This is a genomic window from Stenotrophomonas sp. JAG2 (genome assembly GCF_041080745.1).
Taxonomy (GTDB): domain Bacteria; phylum Pseudomonadota; class Gammaproteobacteria; order Xanthomonadales; family Xanthomonadaceae; genus Stenotrophomonas; species Stenotrophomonas maltophilia_AA.
The window spans coordinates 206561-221000 of the sequence record NZ_JBEUMH010000004.1; the positions used below are offsets into that span (position 1 = coordinate 206561).

Below are 14440 nucleotides of genomic sequence, written 5' to 3' on the forward strand. Positions count from 1 at the left end.
GCTCTATGTCGATATCCGCCAGGAACATCTGGATCCCCCCTGTTCCGGCCCTGTCGGATGTCGGCACCTTAAACGCAGAAGGCCCCGCTACTGGCGGGGCCTTCTGTATTTGGGCCACCCGGCCCGGCCGGGAACGGCAAAAAAACAGGGCCGGCAGTCCCCCGACTGCCGGCCCCTCTGCTTCCCCACGATGCGCTTGGACCGGCCCCTGTTCCAATTCCGGTCCGTTGCGCACAAGGCGCATGCCATCCTGGGTGCTATTGGGTTATCTGCAGAAAACGTGCCAACTTGAGGGTTGATTTCATGGCCCCCGACGAATGGCGCTAAAATCGCCACCCGCGCCCTGTCGCCAGGGCTGATCCGGGCCGCCCGGCCCCGTCCCGAGCTCCTCCGCCATGACTGACTCCTTCTACCGCTACGACGTGATCGTCATCGGCGGCGGCCACGCCGGCACCGAGGCCGCGCTGGCGGCCGCGCGCAGCGGTGCGCGCACCCTGCTGCTGACCCACAACGTGGAAACGATCGGCGCGATGAGCTGCAACCCGGCCATCGGCGGGATCGGCAAGGGCCACCTGGTCAAGGAGATCGATGCCCTGGGCGGCGCGATGGCGCATGCCGCCGACCGCGCCGGCATCCAGTGGCGCACGCTCAACGCCTCCAAGGGCCCGGCCGTGCGCGCCACGCGCTGCCAGGCCGACCGCAATCTCTACCGCATGGCGATCCGCCAGATCGTCGAGGCCCAGCCCAACCTGACCGTGTTCCAGGCGGCGGTCGATGACCTGATCATCGAAGGCGACGCCGTGCGCGGTGCGATCACCCAGACCGGCCTGCGCTTCAGCGCGGCGGCCGTGGTGCTCACCGCCGGTACCTTCCTGGCCGGCAAGATCCACGTCGGTGAAACCCAGTACGCCGCCGGCCGCATGGGCGACCCGCCGGCGACCACGCTGGCCGCGCGCCTGCGCGAGCGCCCGTTCGTGATCGACCGCCTCAAGACCGGCACGCCGCCGCGCATCGATGGCCGCTCGCTGGACTACAGCCTCATGGAAGAACAGCCCGGCGACGACCCGCGCCCGGTGATGTCCTTCCTCGGCAGCGTGGCCGAGCATCCGGCGCAGGTCAGCTGCTGGATCACCCACACCAGCGAGCGCACCCACGAGATCATCCGCAACGCGCTGCACCGTTCGCCGCTGTACAGCGGGCAGATCGAAGGCATCGGCCCGCGCTACTGCCCATCCATCGAGGACAAGGTGGTGCGCTTCGCCGAGAAGGCCAGCCACCAGATTTTCGTCGAGCCCGAAGGGCTGGACGTGGTCGAGATCTATCCCAACGGCATCTCCACCTCGCTGCCCTTCGATGTGCAGCTGGACCTGGTGCGCAGCATGCGCGGCTTCGAGAACGCGCATATCACCCGGCCGGGCTACGCGATCGAGTACGACTTCTTCGATCCGCGCGGGCTGAAGAACACGCTGGAGACCAAGACCGTCAGCGGCCTGTTCTTCGCCGGCCAGATCAACGGCACCACCGGCTATGAAGAGGCCGCCGCGCAGGGCCTGCTGGCCGGCCTCAACGCCGCCCGCTTCACCCGCGACGACGCCGGCTGGTGCCCGCGCCGCGACGAGGCGTACCTGGGCGTGCTGGTCGACGACCTGATCACCCATGGCACCAACGAGCCGTACCGCATGTTCACCAGCCGCGCCGAGTACCGGCTGCAGCTGCGCGAAGACAATGCCGACGTGCGCCTGACCGGCCCCGGCCGCGAACTGGGCCTGGTGGATGACCGTCGCTGGAGCGCGTTCCAGACCAAACAGGATGCCGTCGCACGGGAAACCGCGCGCCTGCGTGCACTGTGGGCGACGCCGGGCAATGCGCTCGGCCGCGAAGTGGAGGCCACCCTGGGCGTGGCGGTCAGCCGCGAAACCAACGTGCTGGACCTGATCAAGCGTCCCGAACTGGATTACGCCACGCTGATGCAGGTGCCCTCGCTCGGGCCGGCCGTGGCCGATGCCAAGGTCGCCGAGCAGGTCGAGATCGGGGTGAAGTACGCCGGTTACCTGGACCGCCAGCGCGATGAGATCGCGCGCCAGCAGCGCCACGAGAACACCGCCATCGCCGCGGAGTTCGATTACGCCGGCGTGCGCGGCCTCTCGGCCGAGGTGCAGCAGAAGCTCGAACGGGTGCGGCCGCAGACCATCGGCCAGGCCCAGCGCATCCCCGGCATGACGCCGGCGGCGATCTCGCTGCTGCTGGTGCACCTGGAACGCGCGCGTCGCAACAGAGTCGCGTAACAACAGCGCCCGGTATCATGACGCCGCGCCCAGCAGGGCGCGTCATTGCCTGGAGTCCGCATGTCCCCGATCCGCCCCTTCCTCGACAAACTCCCCGTGCTCGGCGAGCGCGTCTACATCGACCCGGCCTGCACGATCATCGGTGACGTGGTGCTGGGCGATGACGTCTCGGTGTGGCCGGGCACGGTGATCCGCGGCGATGTGAACCACGTGCGGATCGGCGCACGCAGCAACATCCAGGACGGCACCATCATCCACGTCAGCCACCACAGCCCGTTCAACAAGGGCGGCTACCCGACCCTGATCGGTGAAGGCGTGACGGTCGGCCACGGCACCATCATCCATGCCTGCACCATCGGCGATTACTGCCTGATCGGCATGGGTGCCTGCATCCTCGATGGCGCCAAGGTGGGCACGCACGGTTTCCTCGGCGCGGGCGCGGTGCTCGGCCCCGGCAAGGTGGTCGGCGAAGGCGAGCTGTGGCTGGGCAACCCGGCGCGGCTGGCGCGCAGGCTCAGCGACAAGGAGATCGAGTCGCTGCACTACTCGGCCGATCACTATGTGCGCCTGAAGGATCAGTACCGCGGTTGATTGCGGTAAAGTCCTCAGCCGACCAGGAAGCAGTCGAGACCCGCATGCCCCCGCTGGCAGACCGGAGAGGAATCCGGCGTCCCCTGTGGCCTTCCGTACGATCCACCGTGACGTGCCGCCGATGAGCGCGCCCATGCTGGACACCTACCGGGAGGTCATCACACCCGAAGGCGTGCCCCTGCACCTGCCCGTGGCCGGTCCGTTGCCGCGTGCGCTGGCCTGGGCGATCGACTTCGTGATCCGCATCGGCGCGCTGATGATCCTCAGCATTCCGCTGGCCTTCCTCGGGGGCTTCGGTCAAGGGCTCTACCTGGGCCTGATGTTCCTGTTGCTGTGGGCCTATACCATCGTCCAGGAAGCGTGTTGGGGCCGCACCCTGGGCAAACGCGCCATGGGCCTGCGCGTGGTCGCGCGCGATGGCGGACCGATCGGCTGGATGAGCGCGATCACCCGCAACCTGCTGCGCACCGTGGACATGCTGCCGTTCGGCTACGCGCTCGGCCTGCTGTCGAGTCTGTTCGATGCGCATGGCCGCCGCCTCGGCGACCTGGTCGCCGGCACCGTGGTGATCCACCAGGGTGCGCCGCCGCTGGGCGGCAGCGTGCCGGTCGGCAGCGTGCTGGTGCCACCGCACCCCTTGCAGCCGGCCGAGCAGGCGGCCGTGGTCGCCTTCGCCGAGCGTGCGCCGCGGCTGTCGACCCCGCGCCAGCAGGAGCTGGCCGATATCGCCGCGCCGCTCACCGGAAGCCGCGGCCAGGTCGGCGTGCTGCGCCTGTATGCGATGGCCAACTGGCTGTTGGGACGCCGATGAGACAGGAACAGTTCGTCGCCCGCTACCAGGCCGAATGGCAGGCGCTGGAGCAGTGGCTGACCCAGCGCGGCGAGCATCCACGGCAGGCGCGCCGGCAAGCCGCCCACGAGGGCCTGGACGACGGTGATTTCCCGCAGCGCTACCGCCGCCTGTGCCAGCAGCTGGCGCTGGCGCGCCGGCGCGGTTACAGCCCGCAGCTGGTCGCGCGGTTGCAGCAGCTGATGCAGCAGGGCCACACCCTGCTCTACCGCACGCCGCGACCGCAGTGGCAGCGCGCGCTCGCCTTCCTGTTCGCCGATTTCCCGCAGCTGGTGCGCAGCCAGGCGCGCAGCATGTGGGTGGCCGCAGCCTTGTTCGTAGTGCCGCTGGTGGGCAGTTTCGCGCTGGTGCTGTGGCGCCCGGAGCTGATCCACCTGCTGCTGGACAACGCGCGCATCGCCGAATTCGAGCGCATGTACGATCCGGCCTCGCCGAACCTGGGCCGCGACAGCGGCACCAACTGGACCATGTTCGGCTACTACATCATGAACAACATAAGCATCGGCCTGCGCACGTTCGCCTTCGGGTTGATCGCCGGCGTCGGCACGGTGCTGGTGATGCTGTTCAACGGTGTCGGCATCGGCTCGATCGCCGGCCATCTGCAGCACATCGGCCACGGCGATCCGTTCTGGCGCTTCGTGGCCGGCCATGGCGCGTTCGAGCTGACCGCGATCGTGATCGCCGGCGGCGCCGGCCTGCAGCTGGGCATGAAACTGCTTGCCCCCGGGCGGCGGCGGCGCATCGATGCGCTGGTCGAGGGCGGCGTGATCGGAGCCAAGCTGTGCGTGGGGGTCGCGGCGATGCTGCTGATCGCCGCCTTCATCGAAGCCTTCTGGTCCTCGATCGCGGCGATCCCGGCATGGGGGAAATACAGCGTGGCCGCGGTGCTGTGGACCACGGTGTTCGTCTGGTTGTGGCGCGGTGGACGCGGGGCGGCCGATGCAGATTGATCGGCTCAACGTCGTGCTGCGGGCACGCTCGGGCTGGGAGGCCATGGAGCTGGGCATGGCCCTGGTGCGCCGCCATGCGGCTGCGGTCTGGGCGCCTTGGCTGGCCGTGTCGCTGCCGGTGTTCGTGCTGCTCAACGCCGTGGCGTGGTGGACCGACAGCTTCGGCTGGGCCTGGCTGGCGATGTGGTGGCTCAAGCCGCTGTTCGAGCGCATCGCGCTGTACGTGATCTCGCGCGGGGTGTTCGGCGATGCGTCGACGACCCGGCAGACCCTGCGCGCGCAGCGCTCCTGGGGCTGGCAGGGCTTCTGGGGTTATCTCGGCTGGCGACGCCTGAGCCCGCTGCGCTCGGTGCTGCTCCCGGTCAACCTGCTGGAAGGTGCTGATCCGGCGCATCGGCGCCAGCGGCGCCGTGCGATCGCCGGGGGCGCACTGGGCCATGCGCTGCTGCTCACGCTGGTGTGCATGGTGTTCGAGATCGTGCTGGTGGCCGGCGGCATCGCGGCGGTATTCCTGTTCATTCCGGTGGACCTGCTGTCCGAATCCTGGCGCGCGGCGTGGGAGCTGGCCAAGCAGGACATGCCGGCGTGGATGCAGCTGGGCGTGAACCTGCTGTTCTGGGGCGCGGCCACGGTGATCGGTCCGTTCTACGCAGGCGCGGGCTTCGGGCTGTACCTGGACCGGCGTACGCAGATGGAGGCGTGGGATCTGGAGATCGCCTTCCGGCGCCTGCGCGTACGGCTGCAGCAGGCGGCGCCGTTGCTGATGCTGGCCCTGGTGCTGATCTGGCCGGGCGCGGCGCTGCACGCCCAGCAGGTGCCGCCGTCGAACACCAAGGGCGCGGTGGCGGCACCGGCCGATGACACGCCGTCGCTCGAGGACGGCCTGGCGCCCGCCTCCGATGCGGCCGACGCGGCCGACGCCGCTGACGAAGACGGCGAAGAAGACGATCCACCGCTGACCTACGACAACGATCCGGCCAACACACCGGTCGGCATCTTCGGCGGCGAAGCGGTGGATACGGCCGGCTTCCGCCAGGCCGTGCAGCGCGCGTACGAAGACCCGCTGCAGAGCCCGACCCGCGAGGTGACCGAGTGGAAGCGCACGGACACCGACGCAGTCGATGTCGAGAAGGCCAAGCGCGAGGCCGCGACCAAGGGCACCTCTCAACGCGGTGCCAAGGGTCCGTTGTTGCCGGCACAGATCGCCGAGTGGACGCTGTGGGCGTTCGTGGGGTTGCTGGTGGTGCTGCTGCTGGCCACCGCGCCGCGCTGGCTGCCGTGGCTGCGCGGCTCCGGCCAGCGCCGTCGCGCAACGGCCACGGCGATCGTGGAAGACGCGATCCGGATACCGGACGTGGCACCGCCCGATCCCGCCGCACGTGCGCGTGCGCTGTGGCAGGAGGGACGCCCCCGCCAGGCGCTGGCGCTGTTGTATCGCGCCAGTGTGGACAGCATGAGCGAACGCGCGCAGGTCAGCCTGCCACCGGGGGCCACCGAAGCGCAGTGCCTGCGCGCCTCGCGACGGATGCCGGTCGAGGCCGACCGCAGCCTGTTCGCGCGCATCGTGCGGGTCTGGCAGTACGCCGCCTATGCGGGCCAGTTGCCGACCGATGACGACTTCGACACGCTGGCCTCCACACTGCAGGCCCAGTTCGGGTGGCACGCATGAGCGCCCGCCTGCGCTGGCTGCTGGTTGGCCTCGTGCTGCTGGTGATCGCGGTGCCGCTGGCGATCCTGTTCCTGCGCACGCACGAGCGGGTGACCGAAGTGGAACGCCTGCCCCCGCAGGGCGAAGCGAGCTACAACCCGCTGTATGTGCTCGGCCAGGCGCTGCGTGCGGACGGCCTCACGGTGCAGTCGCGGCCGCGCCTGGACCTGACCCGCATGCCGTTGGCGCCGGGCGATACCGTCGTGCTGCTGCAGGACAGTGCGGAGGTCCCCGCGCCCGCGGTGGCCGCCCTGATGGCCTGGGTGGCACGCGGCGGGCATCTGATCGTGCGCACGCCACCGATCGGCAAGGACGAGGCGCGCAACGGGCCGCTGCTGGAAGCGCTCGGCGTGGACAGCGAAGGCCATGAAAGCGACTGCCAGCCGTTCCACGTGCGCGATGACCCGCAGCATGTCGAGTTCTGCGATGGACGCCGCTTCGCGGTCACGCCGCCCACCGGCATCACGCTCGAGCGGGGCTGGGGAGATGAGGAAAGCCGGGTCTTCGCCCGCCTGCGCCACGGCCATGGCCGCATCGATGTGCTGGCCGACATGGCCTTCATGCACGGCAAGGGCCGGCCCAACCCGACGGTCCCCCCGAATGCTGCCAACGCGATCGTCGATGGCCTGCACGACAAGGCGCACCGCGATCTGACCCGCTACGTGCTGGCGCCGAACCATGGCAAGGGCACGATGTGGCTGGTCTACGCCTCCCGTCCGCCCTCGCTGTGGAACCGCGTGTTCTACCTCGGTTGGCCGGTGTGGGCGCCGTTGCTGCTGGCCCTGCTCGGCTGGCTGTGGCAGCGTGCGCAGCGGCTGGGCAGCGAACTGCCTTCGCCGCCGGCCGAACGCCGCTCCCTGCTGGAGCACATCCGCGCCAGCGGCGAGCACCTGTTGCGCTTCGGCAAAGCGCCGCTGTTGTACGACGCGGTCCGCCGTGCCTTCCTGGCTCGCCTGCGACGGCGCTCACCGACGGCCGCCGCGCTGACCGGCGACGCGCGGGTGCACGCCGTCGCCACCCTGCTGCAGTGGTCGCACGCACGCGTGCAGACTGCCTTGACCCCACCCGCTTCCCACGACGTCGCCGGCCTGCGCGACCGCATCCGCCTGCTGATCCAGATGAGAAACCTGCTATGACCGAGCCGACGCTTCCGCCGCCGCTGTCCCCTCCTGCCGTGACCGCGCCGCCGTCGCCGTCGCCGTTGTCCGAGCGCGTCGATGCCGTGCGCGACGCCGTCGGCCGCGCTTTCATCGGCCAGCCCGAGGTGCTCGACCAGATCCTGATCGCCCTGCTGGCCGGTGGCCATGTGCTGATCGAAGGCGTTCCCGGGCTGGGCAAGACCCTGCTCGTGCGTGCCCTCGCCCAGGCGCTGGAGCTGGACTATGGCCGCGTGCAGTTCACCCCGGACCTGATGCCCAGCGATGTCAGCGGCCATGCGGTGTACGACCCGAAGACCGAGAGCTTCAAGATCCGTCGCGGCCCGGTGTTCACCAACCTGCTGCTCGCCGATGAAATCAACCGCGCCCCGGCCAAGACCCAGTCGGCCCTGCTGGAAGTGATGCAGGAAGGCCAGGTCACCATCGAGGGCAAGGCGTTCGCGCTGACCCCGCCGTTCCTGACCCTGGCCACGCAGAACCCGGTCGAGCAGGAAGGCACCTACCCGCTGCCCGAAGCGCAGCTGGACCGCTTCCTGCTCAAGGTGCTGATCGATTACCCGACGCTGGACGACGAGAAGCGCATGGTCGATGCGATCACCACCGGCCGCAGCGCGGCCGACTTCGATCTCTCGCAGGTGCCACGTGTACTGAGCGGGGCCGAGGTGGTCGCGCTGCAGCAGGCGACCGCGGCGATCACGGTCGATCCGGAAGTGATCGACTACGCGGTGCGTATCGTCGCCGCCACGCGGCAGTGGCCGGGTATCGCGCTCGGTGCCGGCCCCCGCGGCAGCATCGCGCTGGTGCGTGCGGCGCGTGCGCAGGCGGTGCTGTCCGGCCGTGATTTCGTCACCCCCGACGACGTGCGCGACATCGCCAAGCCGGCGTTGCGCCACCGCATCGCCTTGGCACCGGAACTGCAGATCGAAGGACAAAGCGCCGACGATGCATTGACCGCACTGCTGGCCAAGGTGGACGCACCACGCAAATGAGTGCGCGCGCCGTCCATCGCGGGCGACCGGCATGAGGCCGGGACCGCTGCTGCTGGCACTGCTGGCCGGCTGGGGCCTGCTCGGCGTGCCGGTGGTGCTCGGTGCCTGGCCGCACGCGGCCTGGTGGGCGATCGGTGCCGGTGTGGGCCTGATCGCACTGGTGGACCTGCTGCGCCTGCGCCGCCAGCCCTCGCCCAGCGTGCACCGCGCGCTGCCAGAGTCGCTGGCGCTGAACGTCGAGCGCGAGGCCACGCTGCGGCTGGAATCGAGCCGGCACCAGCGCGTGGAGGTGTTCGATCTGGTGCCCGGTGGCTGGGCCCTGCAGGGCCTGCCGCGTGCGCTGGCGCTCAAGCCGATGGTCAGCAGCAGCGTGGCATATCGGCTGACGCCCACCGCGCGTGGCCGCTTCGTGTTCGAGGGCGTGCACCTGCGCATGCACAGCGCCTGGCGGCTGTGGCATCAGCGGCGGCAGCTGCCGCCCGCGATGACAGTGCGCGTGTACCCCAACTTCGCACCGCTGACCCGCTTTGCGTTGTTCAGTGCCGAACAGGCCTCGCGCCTGGTCGGTGCCCACCTCAAGCGCCGTCGCGGCGAAGGCACCGATTTCCACCAGATGCGCGAGTACCGCATCGGCGACAGCCTGCGCCAGATCGACTGGAAGGCGACCGCGCGGGCGCGCAAGCTGATCTCACGCGAGTACCAGGACGAGAAGAACCAGCAGCTGGTGCTCATGATCGACACCGGCCGGCGCATGATGGCCAGCGAAGGCGGCCTGTCGCACTTCGATCATGTGCTCAATGCAGCGCTGGTGGTCTCCTACCTCGCGCTGCGCCAGGGTGACGGCGTGGGCCTGTTCGCCGCCGGTGGCGAAAGCCGCTGGGTCGCACCGAAACGCGGCATGGGCACCATCGATACTCTGCTGCGCGCCAGCTACGACCTGCAGGCGCAACCGGTCGCCACTGATTACCTCGCCGCGGCCACCGAGCTTTCGCTGCGGCAACGCCGGCGCTCGCTGGTGATGCTGGTCACCAACGTGCGCGATGAAGACATCGAAGACCTCCTCGCGGCCGTGCGCCTGCTGCAGCGCCAGCACCTGGTGTGCGTGGCCAGCCTGCGCGAACGCGCGCTGGACGATGCGCTGGCCCAGCCGGTGGAGACCCTGCAGGACGCCACCCAGGCCGGTGCGATCGCCCGCTACCTGCAGCAGCGCAGCGACGCACATGACGCGCTGCGCAGCCATCGGGTGATGGTGCTGGATGTCACCGCCGAGGCACTGCCCGGGGCGCTGGTGGAGCGCTATCTGGCGGTCAAGCGGGATGGGTTGTTGTAACGCGTACCGACCAACGGTCGGTAGCTACGCAGCGATGCGGGCGCTGACGATCAGGCGCGTTATCGCCTTCTGCACGACCGCACGATTGCGGGCAAGCTTCATCCACCCCGGCAGGCGGGAGAACATTGAACGATGCACGCCACGGCTTTCGCGCAGTGACGCGTTGACGTAATCCAGAAGGGCCTGCAGATGCGCTGTGTTGTACGCCCATAGCAGACCGGCGCGGGTCGGCTCGACCAGGCGCAGGGGTAGGCCGAAATGCGGATCGGCCGGGTCCCCAGCGCGCAGTGGGCGTACCGTGACGCTGACCTCGCTGCTGCGCCCGCATTGCGCGCACTCCGCAGGCAACGTGCCCGGCACCCCGGTGGTCGCAGATGGTCGGTGCTGGTGTACGGACAGCCATTGATGTCCGCAGTGGCCACAGGGCCGACGCCCATCCAGGCGGACCGGGCCCACCCAGGGGTTGTCGACGCTGTCCAATGCCGCGCTGCAACCGGTGCAGCGGAAGCGTGCGGTCCAGCGATACGGTGCCCAGCTCGCCAGCACCCAGCCAGGCGTATCGCAGCGGTGGCAGCGTACAGCCACGCGATCGGCAAACGCCTGCAGGCTGCGGCCGTCATCGAAGTGACGGCCGGCAACAGGTGTTGTGCGCCCGCGCGAGCCGGGCCGGCGCTGCACAGCCATCAGACGAAGATACGCGTCGGCGCTTCGTCGATGATCGCGTGCGGAACGAAGCGGGCGCTGTCGCGGGTGATCCGGCTGTTGTCTTCGCGGATGCCCATGCCACAGGCCTGGTCGCCCACGATCCAACTGCCGATCAGCGGATAAGCGCCATCGAACGCGGTGAGCGGATGCGCGGCCTGGCGGATCGCCGGGCCGGTGTACGGGCCTTCGCTTTCCTGCCAGCTGCCGTCGGCCAGGTGCATGGCCACGTTGGCGCCCTCGCGCGAGAACAAGGGCTTGCGCACCCAGCCGCGCGGCAGCTCGCTGCCGTCGTCGAACTCGGCGGCGAGCAGGTTCGGGTGGCCACGGTGACGCTGCCACAGCAGCGGCAGCACGCCCTTGTTGCTGAGGATCGCCTTCCAGGCCGGTTCCAGCAGCTGCACGCCCGAGGCGGGCAGCGCCTGGCCGAACGACTCTGTCATCAGGTCTTCCAGCGGGTACAGCTTGAACAGGCTGCCGATCACGGTGTCGTCGAGCGCGGTGAAGCGCCCGTCCTCGGACAGGCCGATATCCTCGATCGCGATCGCTTCGCCACGCAGGCCGGCCTGGGCCGCACAGTCGCGCAGGTAGGCGACGGTGCCCTGGTCTTCTTCCGAAGCACCGACCGCACTGAAATACAGCGGCGGCGGCAACTGGGCCGCCAGTTCGCCGAAACGTTCGACCAGCGCCTCATGGATCGCGTTGAACTGATCGGCATGCGGCGGCAGCCGGTTCTGGTTGCGCTGGTCCTCCAGCCACTGCCACTGGAAGAACGAGGCCTCGAACAGCGAGGTGGGCGTGTCGTAATTCAGCTCGTACAGCTTGGCCGGGCCGCTGCCGTCGTAGGCGAAATCCAGCCGCCCATACAGATGCGGCTCGCGGCGGCGCCAGCTGTCCGCGATCCAGTCGCGGAACTGCGGCGGGATCGCCAGCTGGTCCATCAACTGCTGGCTGCCCACCACCTCGTCGACCAGATCCATCGCCATCGCATGCAGCTCGGCGCTGGGATCTTCGATGTCCTGTTCGATCTGACGCAGGGTGAAGGCGTAGTACGCGGTTTCATCCCAGTACGGCAGGCCATCGATGGTGTGGAAACGGAACCCCGACTCTTCGGCCCGGGCGCGCCATTGGCTGCGCTCGGCGATACGCACGCGCTGCATCGATCAGCCGCCGACGCTGCTGCGGTTGCTGCTGGTGTTGCCGAAGCCACCGCGGCTGGCGGTGACCGCACGGTTCGGGGTGGCGCTGACCGGGGCCAGGCCGGCCTTGCCGGCGCCGATGCCGCTGGCGGTGTTCAGCCCGCCGGTCGACGGACCCGGGCGTGCCCAGCCCTTGGCCTTGTCCTGATAGGCCGGGCTTGCCGCCGGCTGCTGGGCCAGGCCTGCACCGCCGCGGTTGCTGAGCATCTGCGACATGAAGAAGCCCATCATCATCGGGCCGATGAACGAATGGCCGGTGGAGGTCTTCTGTTCCACGCACTGCTCGGCGTTGTACTCGGCTTCGCAGGCTTCACGCGAGGCGTACTTGGGGGCGGCATCGGCAGACTGCTTCTGCGCTTCGGCAAAGGCCGTGCGGCAGCTGGACGGATCGCCGGTGGCTTCGGTACAGGCCTGCACCGAGGTGTAGAGCCCTTCCTGCACCTGCACGGCCTCGTTCTTCTGGCAGGCGGTGAACAGCAGCGGCGCAGCGCTCATCAGCAGCAGCGCAGTGGTCCTGGAACGTTTCATGGCGTCATGCCCCCTAATACGGTTATCTCCCCAATCATGCCTGATCGGGGCGAACAACCAAAACCGGCAAAGTCCAAAACATGAACAGCGTTTCAGGATTCGATCGCGCGGCAGCGGCGAAGGTGGTTGCAAACGCAACCGGAATTTTTCGGCAGAATCGAGGTGAAACGCGCCCCCACGGCCCGCCAGATCCTGCCAGCCACCATGCCTGAATACCGCTCCCGCACCTCCACCGCCGGCCGCAACATGGCTGGTGCACGCGCCCTGTGGCGCGCCACCGGGATGACCGACGGCGACTTCCACAAGCCGATCATCGCCGTCGCCAACTCGTTCACCCAGTTCGTGCCCGGCCACGTGCACCTCAAGGACCTGGGCCAGCTCGTGGCGCGCGAGATCGAGCAGGTCGGCGGCGTGGCGAAGGAGTTCAACACCATCGCGGTGGATGACGGTATCGCCATGGGCCACGACGGCATGCTGTATTCGCTGCCCAGCCGCGAAATCATCGCGGACTCGGTGGAGTACATGGTCAACGCGCACTGCGCCGATGCGCTGGTGTGCATCTCCAACTGCGACAAGATCACCCCCGGCATGCTGATGGCCGCGCTGCGCCTGAACATCCCGGTGGTATTTGTCTCCGGTGGGCCGATGGAAGCGGGCAAGACGCGCCTGTCCGAGCACAAACTGGACCTGGTCGATGCGATGGTGATCGCCGCGGATGAAAGCGCCAGCGATGAGAAGGTCGCCGAGTACGAGCGCAGCGCCTGCCCTACCTGTGGCTCGTGTTCGGGCATGTTCACCGCCAACTCGATGAACTGCCTGACCGAAGCGCTGGGCCTGTCGCTGCCCGGAAACGGCTCGACCCTGGCCACGCATGCCGACCGCGAGCAGCTGTTCCGCCGCGCCGGGCGACTGATCGTGGAGCTGTGCCATCGCTGGTATGGCGGTGAGGAGATCGGTGCCCTGCCGCGTGGCATCGCGACCCGCGCGGCGTTCGAGAACGCGATGACGCTGGATATCGCGATGGGCGGTTCCACCAACACCATCCTGCACCTGCTGGCCGCCGCGCAGGAGGCGGAAGTCGACTTCGACCTGCATGCCATCGATGCGCTGTCGCGCCGTGTGCCGCAGCTGTGCAAGGTCGCCCCGAATACCCCGAAGTACCACATGGAGGATGTGCATCGTGCCGGTGGCGTGTTCGGCATCCTCGGCGAACTCGCGCGCGGGGGGCTGCTGCATACCGACGTGCCGACCGTGCACAGCCGCACCCTGGCCGAGGCGATCGCGCGCTGGGATGTCGCGGTGAGCACCGATGAAACGGTGCACGACTTCTTCCGTGCCGGGCCCGCCGGCATCCCGACCCAGGTCGCCTTCAGCCAGGCCACGCGCTGGCCGACGCTGGACGTGGACCGTGCCGAAGGCTGCATCCGCGCCGTGGCGCATGCCTATTCGGCCGAGGGCGGGTTGGCGGTGCTGCGTGGCAATCTGGCCGTCGATGGCTGCGTGGTGAAGACCGCCGGCGTCGATGAATCGATCCATGTGTTCGAAGGCAACGCGCGTGTGTTCGAAAGCCAGGACGCCGCCGTGGCCGGCATCCTCGCCGACACGGTGGTGGCCGGCGACGTGGTGGTGATCCGCTATGAAGGCCCGAAGGGCGGCCCGGGCATGCAGGAAATGCTGTACCCGACCAGCTATCTGAAATCCAAGGGCCTGGGCAAGCAATGCGCACTGCTCACCGACGGTCGTTTCTCCGGCGGCACTTCGGGCCTGTCGATCGGGCATGCCTCGCCGGAAGCGGCCTCGGGCGGCACCATCGGCCTGGTCCGCGACGGCGACCGCATCCGCATCGACATTCCCGCACGGCGCATCGATCTGCTGCTGGATGACGCCACGCTGGCCGCACGCCGCGCCGAGCAGGATGCACTGGGCTGGAAGCCACGCGAGGCCCGCCCGCGCAAGGTCACCGGCGCGCTGAAGGCCTACGCGTTGCTGGCCACCAGTGCCGACAAGGGTGCGGTGCGGGACCTGGCGAAGCTGGAAGAGTAGGTCCACGCCATGCGTGGATGCGTGCAGTTTCAGGCTCATCGGAGAGCAGCCACGCATGGCGTGGCTCTACCGCTGTGAACGCCACGACCCCGTGGCTGTCTGATGCAC

12 protein-coding genes are annotated in these 14440 nt (G+C 68.9%); 9 read left to right on the forward strand and 3 right to left on the reverse strand.

What is annotated here, in order from left to right:
• The first annotated feature begins 395 nt into the window (after window positions 1-395).
• From mnmG to AB9O74_RS06850, 8 genes are all read left to right on the forward strand, one after another.
• Window positions 396-2285 carry a tRNA uridine-5-carboxymethylaminomethyl(34) synthesis enzyme MnmG gene (mnmG, locus tag AB9O74_RS06815; RefSeq protein ID WP_369348841.1) on the forward strand — a complete coding sequence of 630 codons (1890 nt, stop codon included), beginning with the start codon at window positions 396-398 and terminating at the stop codon, window positions 2283-2285.
• 60 nt (window positions 2286-2345) lie between these two features.
• Window positions 2346-2876 carry a gamma carbonic anhydrase family protein gene (locus tag AB9O74_RS06820; protein WP_346479049.1) on the forward strand — a complete coding sequence of 177 codons (531 nt, stop codon included), beginning with the start codon at window positions 2346-2348 and terminating at the stop codon, window positions 2874-2876.
• Window positions 2877-2997: 121 nt separating this feature from the next.
• Window positions 2998-3687 (forward strand): RDD family protein, encoded by a 690-nt coding sequence (locus AB9O74_RS06825; RefSeq protein WP_176987885.1) that lies wholly within the window; start codon window positions 2998-3000, stop codon window positions 3685-3687.
• Complete coding sequence (locus AB9O74_RS06830) at window positions 3684-4676, forward strand: stage II sporulation protein M (protein WP_369348842.1); 993 nt, start codon at window positions 3684-3686, stop codon at window positions 4674-4676. The genes AB9O74_RS06825 and AB9O74_RS06830 overlap by 4 nt, the downstream gene beginning before the upstream one ends.
• Window positions 4666-6345, forward strand: a complete 1680-nt coding sequence (locus tag AB9O74_RS06835) for a DUF4129 domain-containing protein (protein WP_369348843.1) — start codon at window positions 4666-4668, stop codon at window positions 6343-6345. Before AB9O74_RS06830 ends, AB9O74_RS06835 begins: the two co-directional genes overlap by 11 nt.
• The gene (locus tag AB9O74_RS06840; protein ID WP_369348844.1) at window positions 6342-7520 is read left to right on the forward strand and encodes a DUF4350 domain-containing protein; all 1179 of its coding nucleotides are present in this window, start codon (window positions 6342-6344) and stop codon (window positions 7518-7520) included. Before AB9O74_RS06835 ends, AB9O74_RS06840 begins: the two co-directional genes overlap by 4 nt.
• Complete coding sequence (locus AB9O74_RS06845) at window positions 7517-8530, forward strand: MoxR family ATPase (protein ID WP_257018680.1); 1014 nt, start codon at window positions 7517-7519, stop codon at window positions 8528-8530. Before AB9O74_RS06840 ends, AB9O74_RS06845 begins: the two co-directional genes overlap by 4 nt.
• A 31-nt stretch (window positions 8531-8561) precedes the next feature.
• The gene (locus tag AB9O74_RS06850; protein ID WP_369348845.1) at window positions 8562-9860 is read left to right on the forward strand and encodes a DUF58 domain-containing protein; all 1299 of its coding nucleotides are present in this window, start codon (window positions 8562-8564) and stop codon (window positions 9858-9860) included.
• 24 nt (window positions 9861-9884) lie between these two features.
• Here the strand turns inward: AB9O74_RS06850 and AB9O74_RS06855 are convergent, their stop codons facing one another.
• Genes AB9O74_RS06855 through AB9O74_RS06865 form a run of 3 tightly spaced genes read right to left on the reverse strand, consistent with a single transcriptional unit; the run spans window position 9885 to window position 12289 of the window.
• Complete coding sequence (locus AB9O74_RS06855; RefSeq protein ID WP_346479054.1) at window positions 9885-10544, reverse strand: hypothetical protein; 660 nt, start codon at window positions 10542-10544, stop codon at window positions 9885-9887.
• Window positions 10544-11722 (reverse strand): glutathionylspermidine synthase family protein, encoded by a 1179-nt coding sequence (locus AB9O74_RS06860; RefSeq protein ID WP_369348846.1) that lies wholly within the window; start codon window positions 11720-11722, stop codon window positions 10544-10546. Before AB9O74_RS06860 ends, AB9O74_RS06855 begins: the two co-directional genes overlap by 1 nt.
• A gap of 3 nt (window positions 11723-11725) precedes the next feature.
• Window positions 11726-12289: a DUF1190 domain-containing protein gene (locus AB9O74_RS06865; RefSeq protein WP_369348847.1), complete on the reverse strand. Its 564-nt coding sequence runs from the start codon at window positions 12287-12289 to the stop codon at window positions 11726-11728.
• A 204-nt stretch (window positions 12290-12493) separates the two neighbouring features.
• On the opposite strand from AB9O74_RS06865, the gene ilvD reads away from it, so the two are divergent.
• Window positions 12494-14332, forward strand: coding sequence for a dihydroxy-acid dehydratase (gene ilvD, locus AB9O74_RS06870; protein WP_176988456.1), 1839 nt, complete (start codon window positions 12494-12496; stop codon window positions 14330-14332).
• The last annotated feature ends 108 nt before the right edge of the window (window positions 14333-14440 follow it).

Coding starts and splice junctions, on each gene's coding strand:
- mnmG (WP_369348841.1), top strand. CDS start 396: ATGACTGACTCCTTCTACCGCTACGACGTGATCGTCATCGGCGGCGGC.
- AB9O74_RS06820 (WP_346479049.1), top strand. CDS start 2,346: ATGTCCCCGATCCGCCCCTTCCTCGACAAACTCCCCGTGCTCGGCGAG.
- AB9O74_RS06825 (WP_176987885.1), top strand. CDS start 2,998: ATGAGCGCGCCCATGCTGGACACCTACCGGGAGGTCATCACACCCGAA.
- AB9O74_RS06830 (WP_369348842.1), top strand. CDS start 3,684: ATGAGACAGGAACAGTTCGTCGCCCGCTACCAGGCCGAATGGCAGGCG.
- AB9O74_RS06835 (WP_369348843.1), top strand. CDS start 4,666: ATGCAGATTGATCGGCTCAACGTCGTGCTGCGGGCACGCTCGGGCTGG.
- AB9O74_RS06840 (WP_369348844.1), top strand. CDS start 6,342: ATGAGCGCCCGCCTGCGCTGGCTGCTGGTTGGCCTCGTGCTGCTGGTG.
- AB9O74_RS06845 (WP_257018680.1), top strand. CDS start 7,517: ATGACCGAGCCGACGCTTCCGCCGCCGCTGTCCCCTCCTGCCGTGACC.
- AB9O74_RS06850 (WP_369348845.1), top strand. CDS start 8,562: ATGAGGCCGGGACCGCTGCTGCTGGCACTGCTGGCCGGCTGGGGCCTG.
- AB9O74_RS06855 (WP_346479054.1), bottom strand. CDS start 10,544: ATGGCTGTGCAGCGCCGGCCCGGCTCGCGCGGGCGCACAACACCTGTT.
- AB9O74_RS06860 (WP_369348846.1), bottom strand. CDS start 11,722: ATGCAGCGCGTGCGTATCGCCGAGCGCAGCCAATGGCGCGCCCGGGCC.
- AB9O74_RS06865 (WP_369348847.1), bottom strand. CDS start 12,289: ATGAAACGTTCCAGGACCACTGCGCTGCTGCTGATGAGCGCTGCGCCG.
- ilvD (WP_176988456.1), top strand. CDS start 12,494: ATGCCTGAATACCGCTCCCGCACCTCCACCGCCGGCCGCAACATGGCT.